General features: G+C 43.5%; 10 protein-coding genes. 7 read left to right on the forward strand and 3 right to left on the reverse strand.

The window, feature by feature from the left end:
• The first annotated feature begins 164 nt into the window (after positions 1–164).
• Complete coding sequence (locus tag V7K56_RS30415) at positions 165–1,142, forward strand: DNA polymerase III subunit delta' (protein WP_334916745.1); 978 nt, start codon at positions 165–167, stop codon at positions 1,140–1,142.
• Positions 1,143–1,277: 135 nt separating this feature from the next.
• Positions 1,278–2,471 (forward strand): Coenzyme F420 hydrogenase/dehydrogenase, beta subunit C-terminal domain, encoded by a 1,194-nt coding sequence (locus V7K56_RS30420; protein WP_334916747.1) that lies wholly within the window; start codon positions 1,278–1,280, stop codon positions 2,469–2,471.
• An 86-nt stretch (positions 2,472–2,557) separates the two neighbouring features.
• On the opposite strand, the gene V7K56_RS30425 is transcribed toward V7K56_RS30420, so the two are convergent.
• The 3 genes from V7K56_RS30425 to V7K56_RS30435 form a co-directional block, all read right to left on the reverse strand.
• Complete coding sequence (locus tag V7K56_RS30425) at positions 2,558–2,917, reverse strand: VOC family protein (RefSeq protein WP_334916849.1); 360 nt, start codon at positions 2,915–2,917, stop codon at positions 2,558–2,560.
• A 124-nt stretch (positions 2,918–3,041) separates the two neighbouring features.
• A complete protein-coding gene (locus tag V7K56_RS30430) occupies positions 3,042–4,691 on the reverse strand; it encodes a hybrid sensor histidine kinase/response regulator (protein WP_334916749.1) in 1,650 nt (549 codons plus the stop codon).
• Complete coding sequence (locus tag V7K56_RS30435; RefSeq protein WP_334916751.1) at positions 4,688–9,397, reverse strand: PAS domain S-box protein; 4,710 nt, start codon at positions 9,395–9,397, stop codon at positions 4,688–4,690. The genes V7K56_RS30430 and V7K56_RS30435 overlap by 4 nt, the downstream gene beginning before the upstream one ends.
• A gap of 202 nt (positions 9,398–9,599) precedes the next feature.
• On the opposite strand from V7K56_RS30435, the gene ldpA reads away from it, so the two are divergent.
• From ldpA to rpsO, 5 genes are all read left to right on the forward strand, one after another.
• Positions 9,600–10,808 (forward strand): circadian clock protein LdpA, encoded by a 1,209-nt coding sequence (gene ldpA / locus V7K56_RS30440; protein ID WP_334916753.1) that lies wholly within the window; start codon positions 9,600–9,602, stop codon positions 10,806–10,808.
• Between the two features lie 82 nt (positions 10,809–10,890).
• A complete protein-coding gene (locus V7K56_RS30445) occupies positions 10,891–12,624 on the forward strand; it encodes a R3H domain-containing nucleic acid-binding protein (RefSeq protein ID WP_334916755.1) in 1,734 nt (577 codons plus the stop codon).
• Between the two features lie 663 nt (positions 12,625–13,287).
• Entirely contained in the window at positions 13,288–13,467 is a 180-nt protein-coding gene (locus V7K56_RS30450; RefSeq protein ID WP_322729405.1) for a chlorophyll a/b-binding protein, read from the forward strand.
• 179 nt (positions 13,468–13,646) lie between these two features.
• Positions 13,647–13,970: a hypothetical protein gene (locus V7K56_RS30455; protein ID WP_334916758.1), complete on the forward strand. Its 324-nt coding sequence runs from the start codon at positions 13,647–13,649 to the stop codon at positions 13,968–13,970.
• Positions 13,971–14,481: 511 nt separating this feature from the next.
• Positions 14,482–14,751 carry a 30S ribosomal protein S15 gene (gene rpsO / locus V7K56_RS30460; RefSeq protein ID WP_041565894.1) on the forward strand — a complete coding sequence of 90 codons (270 nt, stop codon included), beginning with the start codon at positions 14,482–14,484 and terminating at the stop codon, positions 14,749–14,751.
• The last annotated feature ends 3 nt before the right edge of the window (positions 14,752–14,754 follow it).

Genomic DNA, 14,754 nt, shown 5'->3' on the forward strand with positions numbered 1-14,754 from the left:
TAAAGGTAAGATTTTTATAAGCATCGCTAATTTACCCAAACAGTGTCGAGTAAAAAAGTAAGAATTGTACTCAGCACTCATCAACTAACTGCTAATAAAGGCTAAGGTCTTTCAGCTTTATGCCATACCGATTTACTTGTCAGCAGTTTTACAACATCTAATTAATGACTAATAACCCATTTGCACCAGTAATTGGACAACAGCAAGCTATAGAATTACTTACTCAGGCTGTCAGACAAAACCGCGTTCCTCCAGCTTATTTATTTGTGGGGCCAGATGGTGTAGGCAGGAGTCTAGCAGCCAGATGCTTTGTGGAATTGCTATTTTCTGGTGGGATGGGAATTACTGCATCTTTACAAAACCGTTTACGTCAGGGGAACCATCCAGCTTTATTGTGGGTGCAACCAACATACCAATACCAGGGACAACGATTAACAGCAGCAGAAGCAGCCGAAAAAGGACTCAAGCGTAAAGCACCTCCAGTAATTCGACTAGAGCAAATTCGGGAAATTACCGAGTTTTTAGGTCGTCCGCCCTTAGAAGCGCCGAGAAATGTAGTAGTGCTGGAAGAAGCCCAAACAATGGCAGAAGCCGCAGCAAATGCTTTACTTAAAACCTTGGAAGAACCAGGCCAGGCGACATTAATTTTAATTGCCCCTACACTTGAATCTGTGTTGCCGACTTTGGTATCACGCTGTCAACGCATTCCTTTTTATCGCTTAGATACACAGTCTTTAGCTGTTGTACTCACACGAACAGGTCATCAGGAAATTTTGTCAAATCAGGCAGTATTGAACATAGCAGCTGGTAGTGCTGGAAGTGCGATCGCATCTTATGAGCAATTACAAGCTATTCCCCCTGAGTTACTTGAAGACTTGAAAAAAGCGCCTAAATCCTACCGTAACGCTTTAGAGTTAGCCAGGACAATTGATAAGGATTTAGATACAGAAGCACAACTGTGGTTAATTGATTATCTTCAGCAGTTCTACTGGCGGCAGTGGCATCAACCTAGTATCATTAACCAGCTAGAACAATCTCGAAAATACTTGCTTTCTTACGCTCAACCACGACTAGTTTGGGAATGTCTGCTTTTATCTGTGTATCAAAATTCAAATGTTCTGTCTGGCTTTCTTAATGCGTGACTTTTGAATTGGTATTACTTTGCGTCCCTCTGCGTTTAAAAACATTATAATTTCTTGTTCAATCTCTATCGTCAAGTTCATAGCCAGTGAAGGTATTGTAATAAAAGCGATTCCTGGATAAAACAAAAAGTTTATATGACCTCAGTTTCTCCTCACAAAAAAGCCAGAGCCTTAAAACCTACCAGTCGCCGCCCAGCCAAAGAACTCTGTAGCGAGTGCGGACTATGCGATACATACTATATTCACTATGTCAAGGAAGCCTGTGCTTTTATTAATCAGCAAATAAGCGAACTTGAAGAAGAAACGCACACGCGATCGCGCCATCTCGAAAACCCCGATGAACTCTACTTTGGTGTTCATCAAGACATGATAGCGGCGAAGAAACATCAGCCCATTGAAGGCGCACAATGGACGGGTATTGTTAGCAGCATTGCTATTGAAATGCTTAATCGCGGCTTAGTTGAAGGTGTAGTCTGCGTGCAAAACACCAAAGAAGACCGCTTTCAACCCATGCCCGTCATCGCCCGTACTCCAGAAGAAATACTAGCAGCACGAGTAAATAAACCAACGCTTTCTCCGAACCTTTCGGTATTAGAACAGGTGGAAAAATCGGGGATGAAGCGGCTGTTGGTAATTGGTGTTGGTTGCCAAATCCAGGCATTACGAGCCGTAGAAAAACAACTTGGTTTAGAAAAGCTGTATGTTTTGGGTACGCCCTGTGTAGATAACGTTAACCGCGCCGGACTGCAAAAATTCTTAGAAACCACCAGTCGTTCGCCTAATACAGTTGTGCATTACGAATTTATGCAAGACTTCCGGGTTCACTTCAAACATGAAGATGGCTCATCAGAAACAGTGCCTTTCTTTGGTTTGAAAACCAACCAACTCAAAGATGTCTTTGCCCCATCTTGTATGAGTTGCTTTGATTACGTCAACTCCCTAGCCGATTTAGTTGTTGGTTATATGGGCGCACCCTTCGGCTGGCAATGGATTGTAGTTAGAAATGACACTGGTAAAGAAATGCTGGATTTAGTAAAAGACCAGTTAGATACTCAAGCAGTGATGTCTAAAGGCAACCGGAAAGAAGCCGTACAGCAAAGTATTCCCGCTTACGATAAAGGCGTTACTCTCCCGATGTGGGCAGCAAAACTGATGGGTGTGGTTATCGAAAAAATCGGCCCCAAAGGTCTAGAATATGCGCGATTTTCCATTGATTCTCACTTTACTCGGAATTATTTATATGTGAAGCGAAATCATCCAGAGAAATTAGAGGCGCACGTTCCAGAGTTTGCCAAACGTATTGTTGGGCAATATAAGTTACCAGAATAGAAGAGGAACTGGGGCATTGGGCATTGGGCATTGGTTGTTTTTCCTCTGCTCCCCTGCTCCCTTGTTCCTCATCTCCCCACTTCCCCTCACTGCTGACTCAACTCGATAATATTCCCATCCGGGTCTTGAGTGAACAGGGCAGCGCGACCAGAGGCGCTGGCTTGAATGGGATAATTATGATTGAGGAATTCTTGTTTGGCGGCGTCTAAGTCAGCTACTGTGAAGGCGACGTGGGGATTACGTCCCCATTTTTTGTTTGGGTTTTCCGTGGGGACAGTGGTTGCAACTATCAGGTGAATTTGATAGTCACCGACTTGATACCATGCACCAGGATAGTTTAAGGAACGATCTATTTTGGATAATCCCAATACTTTGCCATAAAAACGTTCAGAGCGTTCTAAGTCAGTCACAAGAATCGCTGTATGGAGACTTTGGATAATCTGCATTGTCGGTAAGATGCGATCGCGTTTATTTAAATTTTGACGTAGTTTGAACTCTTTCGGTGAGTGGGGACAAATAGACAGGGGGACAAAGAGAATAACTATATCCAATGCCCAATGACAAATACCATTACAAACTTAAAGGCAGCCGAACTGTAAACGTTGTCCAGCCCTGAGAACTGGTAACATCAATCGTGCCTTGGAGATATTCTACTAACTTCTTAACCAATGTTAAACCTAATCCTGTACCGCTTTGTTGCCAGCGTTCCCGTTTCGGGTTGCCGTAGGCATCGCTTTCAGGAATCCGATAAAACGGCTCAAAAATTCGAGATTGTTCTTTTTTCGGAATTATTACCCCAGAGTTGCTAATTGTGATTTGAAAATAAGGAACTTGAAAATTATGTAATGCACCAAATTTAGCATTCTCATTTATCAGACTTTTTGTGGTGTAAATTACCTGAACATTCAACGCAATCTGTCCATCAGGCGGAGTGTATTTACAAGCATTGTTGAGTAATTCTGAAACAATTTCAGTCAGGCTAGCCAAGTCTGAAACTAAAGGTGGTAAATTTCGAGAAACACTGACTTGAAAAAACTGTTGCCTAGCTTGAGCACTTTCTTGAAAATACTCGGCAACGTGAGGCAGCCAGTTTTGGAGTTGAATTGAAGTTAATTCTAATGGATAAATATCTGCATCAATCATTCGTAGATGCAGCAAATTATCTACCAAATCCAGTTCTTGTTCGCACTGTTCACGCAGAATACCTAAATAGCGGGCTACAGATTCAGATGGAGAAAGTGTATTTGAATTTAAGATACCCTGCCGATCGAGAATATTTTCTAGCACTGAGATTGCCATTTTGATGTTTGACAAGGGCATTCGCATTTCATGAGAAGTGGTTGCCAGAAAATCTTCTTTTAACTGGTTCAGGCGTTGAAGTTCTGCCACGCGAATTTCTAGTTGTTGGGCACGTTCAGCTGCAAGATTACGTTCTTCAGTTAACCGTCGTTGCGTGTCATCCCGGAAAACAAATACGGCTCCTGTAATTACACCACTGTTATTTCTCAGAGAAGTAGCACTATCAGCTATTGGTATAGTTGTCCCGTCTCTAGCAATTAGTAGGACACCACTACCTAAATATATAGTATTTTCTTGTTGGAGGGCTGTAATAATTGGATTCTCTATCGGTAACTGAGTTTGTTCATCAATGAGTTTGATAACTTCAGTTAACATCTTGTCTTTAGCTTCATTCCATTGCCACCTTGTTAGAGCTTCAGCTACCTGATTGATATATTTAATATTTAATTCAGTATCGACTACAATTACCCCATCACCCATTCCTCGAAGCACAGAACTCAAAAATTGCTCGCGATTGTAGTGATTGATAGCGGTTTGAATGGCAACATAAAGTTCTTGCTCCTTAATGGGCTTGAGAATATATCCAAAGGGAGATGTCAGCGTTGCCCGCTCGACAGTAGCTTTATCAGAGTGACCTGTGACGTAGATAACAGGAATTTGCAAAAAATGCCAAATTTGCCCTGCTGCCTGGATGCCGTCCATTTCACCCCGTAATCTGATATCCATTAAAATCAGGTTTGGGTGCAATTCAGTTGCTTTTGCAATTGCCCCTTCGGCAGAATCGGCAATATCTAAAACAACATATCCTAGAGACTCTAAACTTTCTTGTAAGTTGATGGCAAGGATATATTCATCTTCAACAACAAGAACTCGAACTGTCTCCTTTATCTGCGTGTTTGATGGTATGCCAATTATGTTCATGACCAGCTGTTTGTAAAAGTAATTTTGAACTCTGTTCCCTGTTGAGAGTCAATTTCAAGCTTTCCCCTTAACTGCTTGACTAAACCCTGGACAAGGTTTATGCCCAACGTTTTAGTTTTTTTGCTATCAAAATTTTCAGGTAAGCCAACACCATTATCTCTAATAATGAGTGTCAAAGTAGATTCAAATTCTTGATAAAACTTAACCTCAATTTTGCCTTCACGATTTCCAACAAAGGCGTATTTCAAAGCATTGGAAACCAGTTCGTTGATAATCAAGCCACAAGGAATGGCGGTTTCGATGTCGAGACTAGCATTATCAACTTGAATATTTAGTTGAATCTGGCTGGAACTGACATTATAGGAATCAAATAAATGAGTTGTTAAATCTGGAATGTATTGAGCAAAATCAATATCAGCGAGGTCTTCAGAACAGTATAGTTTTTCATGAACTAGGGCAATGGAAGCAATACGGTTTTGGCTATCATGCAAAATAGCTGTCACCACAGGATCTTGTGTCCGTCTGCATTGCATTTGCAGCAAACTGCTGACAATTCCTAAATTGTTCTTAACACGATGATGAATTTCTTTGAGCAATACCTCCTTTTCTTTTAGAGAAGCTTTGATTTTTTCTTCTGCTTGCTTTTGTTCGGTGATATTTTGTTGGATGGCAACAAGGACGCTTCCATACTCAGGATGTTCAAAAACGGAAGCGGTAGCGCTACACCAAAATGGAGTGCCATTTTTTTTAATATTATAGACTTCATAGGTTGCTTCACCGTGTTCCAAAATAGCAGTGCAAATCTCCTGACTAACATCTTTAGGTGTATTATTTTCATTACCATAGTTGACAATCGATACATGCTGACCAATTAATTCACCAGGGCCATAGCCAAACATCTGCTCGAATTTAGGATTAGCGTAGACAAATACGCGATCTGTAGCACGAACTAGGCAAATTCCTTCTGCCATGTTGCGGGTGATGACTGCTTGCAACTCTAACATTTGTTCAGCGCGTTTGCGATCGCTGATTTCAACTACAACAACGCCTACGCTAATGGGTTGATCGGCTTCAGACTGAATTGGAAAATAGGAAGCTAGCCAAGTCCTGATTACACCTGGAAGTTTTGGGGTTTCTCCACTGATCTCCAAATCCAAAATTGGTTCACCCGTTGTTAAGACATGTCGAAAGAGTTGCTCTTGCTTTGGTGCTATATCAGGGACAATCTCCCACGGCGTCTTGCCAATATGCGCTGCTGCGGGAATACCATTTATTTCTGCTAATGCTTCATTAATAAATGAATAACGCAGTTCTCGATCAAGAATGGTTATACCAACGGGTGCACTATTGATGAAGGCATCTAATAACTTTTGTTTGTGAGCCAGTTCTCGCTCTAAAATCTTACGTTCTGTGATGTCGATCGCCACCCTACCCACTAGCTTTTGTTCAGACAATCCCAGAATCAAAAACTTGTATACCAAAAACTCACCAAGAGTACCGTCTGGTCGAGGAGCAACATCGATCGCCTCAATTACCTGATTTGTCTCTATGACTGTGCGAATGTGCTCGAAATGCTGCCGAGCAATTTCATCTGGGTAAAGGTCAGAAATGGATTGCCCAATCACCTGTTCGGGTTGTAATTTAAATGTCCGCAGGTATGTTTGATTTAAATAAAGTACACGCCCATTTGTATCAGTGATCCAAGCTAGCACTGGGCTATTGTTCATAAATGCCTGGAACCGAGCTTCACTTTCTTGCAAGGCTGCTTCTGCTTGCTTGCGATCAGTTGTATTAATAATTACTCCTAACATCCGTACGGGATCACCGACTTCGTTGTAAACGCCACGTCCTTTCCCCGTGAGCCAGTGAATTCTACCATCGGGAAAAATCACTCGATATTCACCTTGAAAATTAATATGTTGTGCCAGTGCATTTGATACAGCCTGTTCAATTCGGTCAACATCCTCTGGATGCACGCGATCGCGCCATAGTTGATAGCTGGCTGCTGATATTTCTGGCTCTAAACCTAACAAACGATAATGGTTGTCGTTCCAGGTAACTTCGCCTGTTTGAACATTCCAATCCCAAAGACCGATGTGGTTAAATTCCAACGTTAGTCTCAGTTGTTCTTCACTTTTGGCTAAGGCTGCTTCGGCTTGTTTGCGTTCGCGTAGCGCGGCTTGTCGATCGTTGATATCCCGATGAGTACCAGTCATTCGCAGAGGATTACCATCTGCATCTCGCATCACAACCTTACCGTAGTTGGCAATCCATTTGCATTCGCCCGACTTAGTTCGGAGTCGATAGTCAAATTTGTACTGTACTGAACTATCCTTGAGGTGATCTGCCAAGATTTTCTCCACCCAAGGTAGATCGTCTGGATGAACTAATCGCTCCCAGGTACTAAAATCCTGTGGCAGTTCATTAAAGCGGTATCCAAGCATTTCTAAATAGCGAGGGCTGTAATAAACCTGTCTAGTCAAAATATTCCAGTCCCACAAAGCATCTCCAGAAGCCTCAAGGGCTAATTGTAGTCGTTCCTCACTTTCTCGGAGAGCAATTTCTGATCGTTTGCGCTCTTCTTCACCATACTTCCGTGCAGTAATATCCGTGATTCGTACCAGTCGCATCACAGTACCAGCGACTGTAATTTGTTTGACAGCGATATTTCCCCAAAAGGGTTTACCCTGCTTAGTAATGTATTCAATTTCTCGACTCCAAAACCCTTGTTGGTTAATTTCTTCCACAAGGGTGGCGATTTCGTCGGAAGTGAAGGGTTGTTTTTGCAGAGTATTACCTTCAATATTAATCAGTTCAGCTTTACTAGAGGCTGCAAATAGTTTCACTGCTTGATCGTTACAGTCAACGATCAGTAATGTTTCGACATTTACCAGAAAGAGTGCATCAGCGGATTCATTGTAAACAGCTTCTAGCAGGTCACGACTACGAATAATTTCTAATTCGGTTTGTTTACGTTCTGTAATATCTAAAATCGCTCCCAATAGTTTAACTGGCTGCCCTTGAGCGTCATAAGCTATCTCTGCTTTCGACTCAATATAGCGCACCGAACCATCAGGTCGGATAATTCGATACTCATGATTGAAAGGAATTATTTGGGTAATCGTCTGTTCGAGTTGGGTTTGAATTGAGGCGCGATCATCTGGGTGAATTATTTGGAGAAATTCTGCTTGGTTGGGTTCGCCTTGAGTGGGATTTAGACCAAAAATGCGAAAGGTTTCTATTGACCAGCAGCGCTTTTTCATTTCTAAATTCAATTCCCAACTGCCTACATGGGCGATTTGTTGAGTTGTGGCTAGCAGTGCTTCACTTTGTCGGAGTTTTTCTTCAGCTTGTTTGAGTTCGGTGATATTTCGCCCTTCTGGAATCAACAACACAACTTGACCCGTCTGGTCTAAAAGCGGACGGAGTGAAAAATCAATTGTTGCTACTCGGTTATTTGCACCGAGAACATCAACTTCATAACGGATAAACTCCCCTTTGGCTGCACGAGCGATCGCTTGTTTTAATTCTGCTTGAGTTTGCGGTGAAATTGTCCACCAGTGTGCTTCCCAAAAAGGACGATTGATGACATCTTCCAGTTTCAGTCCGCCAAAACTTAGCGCTGTCTGGTTGGCCTCCAGTAAAATGCCAGTTGGCGTTAGCAGTCCTGTGAATTGGAAAGTGTTATTAAAGATAGCGCAAAATCGGCGATCACTTTGGTGCAATTTGGCAGTACGTTCTTCTACTTTGGCTTCTAACTCCGTGTTGAGAATTTGGAGGTTGTGGTAGAGTTGGGCTTGCTGGATAGCGATCGCTAGTTGCACCGTCAGTTGGTTAAGCAACTCCACCTCAAATGTCTGCCATTGTCGCGGGGCAGAACATTGATGGACAATAAATAGCCCCCAAAGTTCAAGTGCTTGAGTCCCCTTATTTTCTAACAAAATGGGGACAACTAAATTCGCCTTCACCTGAAACTGTTCCAAAAGTTGAATATGGCTATCACTTAAACCCGCTTCGTAGATGTTCGTCGCCGCCCAGATTTTTCCTTGGTGGTATTCTTCCCCATGATTTTTTTGAAAACAGGTAGCTTCAATCTCCAGTCCGAAAATTGGTGTCCATTGGGGTAGTATCGACTCCGCCACAACACAACCCTGTATCTGATGGGTAAATTGATACACCAATACGCGATCAGCCTTGAATAACTGGCAGACTTTTTTGACACTCGTGGCGAGGATATCTTGAAGCTTCAATGATTGACGAATATCAATAGCGATCGCTCCGACTAGGCGCTGTTGTTCCTGCTGCTGTTCTAGCTGCTGCATTAGCTGCTTATGCTTGATCGCCCCATGAATCGTGCGGCAGAAATTTTCACGAGTCAGTTTTCCCTTGACTAGATAATCATCCGCCCCACTTTTAATCGCTTGGACTGCGATCGTTTCGTCTCCCTGCCTAGTCAGCATAATTACTGATACTTGGCTGTTGGAAGTTTGCCTCTGTAGCTGAGTGAGAAATTCCAGTCCATCTAAATCTGGTAATTGAAAGTCCAACAAAATCACATCTGGTATTTTCTCTTGACAAGCTTGTAGCGCCTTATTTCCAGACTCAAATTCGTAAATATCATAAGTGTAGCGATCGTCTCGCTCTAGGAAGCGTCGATACAAAGCTCTATCTTCAGCAGAGTCTTCTACAAAAAATACAGTTGTCATGTTGTATATTGTGGCCTCCTAAGACACCTGCGGGAGTGGGGAGCAGGGAGAAATCAATTCAAAATTCAAAATTCAAAATTGAAGATTCAATGCCCAATGCCCAATGCCCCATGCCCAATTCAATAAATCCTAAATCAGCAAATTCGGACTTTTTCTCGATCGCAGACTACTATTTTTAGTCGCATAAACGCATAATAGAATAGTGACTGATCTGTTCGTACCTTTACAATCTCTCAAACAAGGTGACTGGTTCAAGCTGATCTGCGGAGCCAGTTTCCAGCATTTGCCGGCAGTCAGAAGTTTAACGTTAGCCTATACTTTGGCGGGCGCTGACTGTATAGATGTTGCAGCTGATCCAGCAGTAATTGCAGCAGCGCAATCAGGGCTACAAGCAGCCAAATCTCTGGCTAGGGATGCCCAAAAGCGAGGCTTTGACTACAAAGGCAATTTACCCTTTTTGATGGTCAGTCTAAACGATGGAGAAGATCCCCATTTTCGCAAAGCAGAATTTAATCCTCATGAGTGTCCTACAGACTGTCCTAGACCCTGTGAAAGGATTTGTCCGGCACAAGCGATCGTGTTTGACAGTCTCAAAGAAGACTTTTCAGGAGTAGTATCCGAAAAGTGTTATGGCTGCGGTCGTTGCATACCAATTTGCCCTTATAGTATAATTTATACAGCTTCAACCGTGACAACGCCGGGAGCGATCGCGCCATTGGTAATGTCAACGGGAGTAGATGCCGTAGAAATCCATACAAAAGTCGGGCGGTTGGCAGAATTTGAGCGATTATGGCAAGCAATTTCACCGTGGGCCGCTCAACTAAAGTTACTAGCTATCAGCTGTCCCGATGGCGAGGGGATGACTGACTACTTGAAGGCGCTATATGACCTGATTGCCCCACTTAATAGTGCTTTAATTTGGCAAACTGACGGTCGCCCGATGAGTGGTGATATTGGCGATGGCACCACAATAGCCGCAGTGAAATTAGGGCAAAAAGTTTTGGCAGCTAAGTTACCGGGATATGTGCAGTTAGCAGGCGGCACAAATAAGTATACCGTTGCTAAGTTAAAGACAATGGGACTGTTAAACAGTGCTGAGTTCCGAGTTATGAGTGCTGAGAAAGACTATATTACTCAGTACGGGCTAAACGCCCCGCTACCGCTAACAGCACGGGCTAAACGCCCCGCTTTTGCTAACAGCACTCAGCCCTCCCACATTGCCGGGGTCGCCTACGGTAGCTATGCTCGTGTACTGCTGTCACCAATTCTCGAACAGCTAGAGAATAAGGAGGTAAGTAACACCAATGTGAAGGCGACTGTTCGTCTAGAAGAAGATGAAGTATTACTTTGGCAAGCTGTAGAACTTGCCCATTCTCTTGTTTCCCAGATCAAGTCACAGCAGGAGGGTTAATCGCTCGTTCGGAAAAATACCCAGGCGGGTTCTCCTGCACGCAAATGTCCTCGCTATCTCTAAAAACGTCACCATAGAAAGCATGACGATTACAGACGATCTCCAAAAGTTATTAGACATTTTGCCCCAAGACCTGCAACAAGTACTAGAGAGTCATCCCAAACGAGATAGTTTAGTAGAAGTGGTCTTGGATTTGGGTCGTCGCCCAGAGGCTCGCTTTCCTAATCAAGCTGAGTATTTGAGCGAAGTACCCGTCACTCAAGAACAAATAGATGATTGCATTCAACGAGTCGGAATCTTTGGCGGAGATAATCGGGCAGGAATTGAGCAAACTTTGCATCGGATCAGCGCCATTCGCAACCGCACTGGTAAGATTATTGGCTTGACCTGTCGCGTTGGTCGGGCGGTATTCGGAACCATTGGCATGATCCGCGATTTGGTAGAAACTGGTAAATCGATTCTCATGCTGGGGCGTCCAGGCGTGGGCAAAACTACCGCCTTACGGGAAATAGCCCGTGTTTTAGCTGACGATTTGCAGAAGCGAGTGGTGATTATTGACACCTCCAACGAAATCGCTGGGGATGGTGATGTTGCTCACCCCGCCATTGGTCGCGCCCGGCGGATGCAAGTGGCTCATCCAAATGAACAGCATCAGGTGATGATTGAGGCAGTGGAAAACCACATGCCAGAAGTTATTGTCATTGATGAAATTGGCACGGAACTGGAAGCTTTAGCAGCTCGTACGATTGCGGAACGGGGTGTACAGTTGGTAGGTACTGCCCACGGTAATCAGATCGAAAATCTAATTAAAAACCCCACCCTGGCTGATTTAGTTGGGGGTATCCAAGCTGTAACGCTGGGAGACGATGAAGCCAGACGGCGAGGCTCTCAAAAGACTGTCTTGGAGCGGAAAGCCCCACCTACCTTTGAAATTGCAGTGGAAATGTTGGAACGCCAACGCTGGACAGTACACGAAAGTGTTGCTGACACCGTAGATAATTTGCTGCGGGGGCGTCAGCCTACTCCACAAACGAGAACCGTTGATGACCACGGCAAAATTGCGGTTACACGTCAGTTAGCTGTTGTCAACGGTCGTGGTGGACAGCTAGGAACAGTAGAGGATTCTTTCCCATCGGCGCGACCGTCTAATGGCTGGCGTTCATCTGGACAAATGGTCGCACTGCCGCAATTGCCTGTAGAGCGGGTAACTGGGCGCAGTGAGTTTGACCGTTTACTAGATGAATCTTTCAATTATTCTGAGAGCATTGATTTTGATGCTGCTACTAGACAGCCAGGGCCGAATGGTGAAGATTTGCCATTGCACGTTTACCCTTATGGGGTTAGCCGCCACCAACTAGAACAGGTGATTAGCGTGCTAACTTTGCCCGTAGTATTGACAAAAGATATAGATAGTGCTGATGCAATTTTAGCACTGCGATCGCACGTCAAAAACCACGCCAAATTACGCCAAATGGCCAAAGCTCGTCATGTACCCATCCACATGATTAAGTCCAGCACCATTCCCCAAATTACCCGTGGTTTGCGGCGGTTGCTGAATATCGACGACCCAGAGATGGCCGATGATAGAGAACTGCAATTGTTTTTGCACAATGGTAGCGATGATGAAATGGATGCTCTTGAAGAAGCTAGACTTGCCGTTGAGCAAATTGTGATTCCTAAAGGACAGCCAGTCGAGTTATTGCCGCGTTCTCCCCAAGTTCGCAAGATGCAACATGAGTTGGTAGAACATTATCGCCTCAAGTCGCATAGTTTTGGCGAAGAACCAAATAGAAGATTACGGATTTATCCAGCGTAACTTTAAAAACCCTACTAAAGAGCCAAAACGTAGCTTTATCTCCCCTAAGATCTTAACTACGGTCTACACACAAATCTTTGTCAAGGCAATTTAAATAACAAGGGATAACGTGAGGACACACTTGCCCTTTCATTTCTTTATGAGGATGGAAGGGTTGTGTTTTTTAACTTATCAAAAGTTGTTTTGGGAGCTCATACCATTTCTTTGTGAGGCTGCGCCAAATCCTTTTAACTTCATTCTTTCTCTGTGTCCTATCCTGCCTTAAGCCACTTCGTGTCTATGCGTCCTTTGCGGTAGCCTGCGGCAAGCCCTCCGGGTGACGCTCCTGCGTCGAAGAGGCTGCGCTAACAGCAGTCGCTCATGGGGAGCCAGTGCGTTGGGCGGCTCTGCCGACAGCCAAGCAACTGGCGTGGAAACCCCCTTGGCGCTAGCCTCTCCCTTGGGGAGAAGACCGCGCTGCTTCACCGCTTTGCATCTACGTTTTTCTTTCTTATCCTTAAACATGGTTTAGCGCATCTTCATACAGAATTGGTATTATGTTGGCTATTGGATTCCTTCTCCTCGTCAATAATTTGTTTTAGCTCTGCCTTTACTTAAACATCTGTTACATTACTTTACAGACAGTTACAACTGCTACAACACTTGAACTTTGGAGTTATGCTCATGTCAGATTTTAAGAATACTGCACCTATTGTTTCAGAAGATCCTAATGCTGTGCGTTTTGGCTTCACTCCTCAGAGTGAAAATTGGAACGGTCGTCTTGCAATGATTGGTTTTGTATCTGCAATTTTGATTGAAGCTTTTTCTGGTCAAGGGCTACTCCATTTCTGGGGTATCCTCTAAACTGATGACAGTAGGGTAGAACTGCTGTACTACCCTACAGAACTCTTTATATTCCACGCAGATCATTCGTTTCTAACCGATGGTGGCTGTTGCGATTGGTGCAAAATATCAGATTTTTCCGGTTGAGCCAAAATATAAGTGAATAATTACTTTACATTGAATATGTATAGCTAAAACTCATGGATATACCTCAACGCGTATTAGTCCGCTACAAAGACGCGTCATACAACACCAATGAAATCCGCTTGAGAACTTTTCGGCTTGGGTTGCAAATATGGGATGAACAGACCAAACCCAGAAAAACAGAGCTTTATCAGTTTATCTTGTCTTGTTTGAAACAAGTTGACCGCCAAGATCGTTTTATGTTTTCTCTGTTGTTCATAGAATTAACAGACCTTATACGCAACTCTTCCCTAGAAAGAGGAACGAAAGAGGTTCTGATTAAAACAGCTTTTAGAGAATTTGCTTGTGCGATAACAGATTTTGAAGACGTTGCCAAATAAGGTTAGTCATCGGGATGCTGGAATTGCGTAGGCGTAGGCATCACTCTATAAATCATCATACTCATGGATGAATCCGGCTCGATGAGCACACTGGAATTGCGTAGGCGTAGGCATCACCCTAAAGTCTAGTTGACCTAATTGAATAGGAAATCTATAAAGTAAACAGCTTTCCGAACAGATTAGTTTTTTCGTTAAATGCGCGGATGGGTAGGTGTTGAGGAAGGGAGAAATATAAAAATGGCTGAATTGCCGTATATGCTGCAAGGATTTGATGGCTTTAGTCTCTTGAAACCATCCGTGCACCTTATGTAGACTGACTTTCAGCTATTATCGCAATCAACTAAAATCCCTATTAGGAATTGAAACGAAGTATACCTAGATATTAGCCTTGGAAAAATAGTATTAAAAAGTACAAATATTCTTTCAAAGGTCATTCCACATCCAGCTTGAGGGCTGTGATATTATAGGAGACTGCTGCATACATTTAGAAAAACTAGAAACTGAATCGATCATGGCCCTTACGCAACTGCGGAAACAAGAAATAATCTCCAATTACCAAGTTCACGAAACTGACACTGGCTCGGCCGATGTCCAAGTTGCTATGTTAACCGAGCGCATTAACCGCCTCAGCGAACATCTTCAGGCAAATAAAAAAGACCATTCTTCCCGGCGGGGACTACTAAAGCTAATCGGTCAGCGCAAGCGTCTTCTAGCTTATATATCGCAAGAAAGCCGGGAAAAATATCAAGCTTTGATTGCTCGTCTCGGTATTCGTGGATAGGAC

It is taken from the genome of Nostoc sp. (assembly GCF_036917535.1).
Lineage (GTDB): Bacteria > Cyanobacteriota > Cyanobacteriia > Cyanobacteriales > Nostocaceae > Nostoc.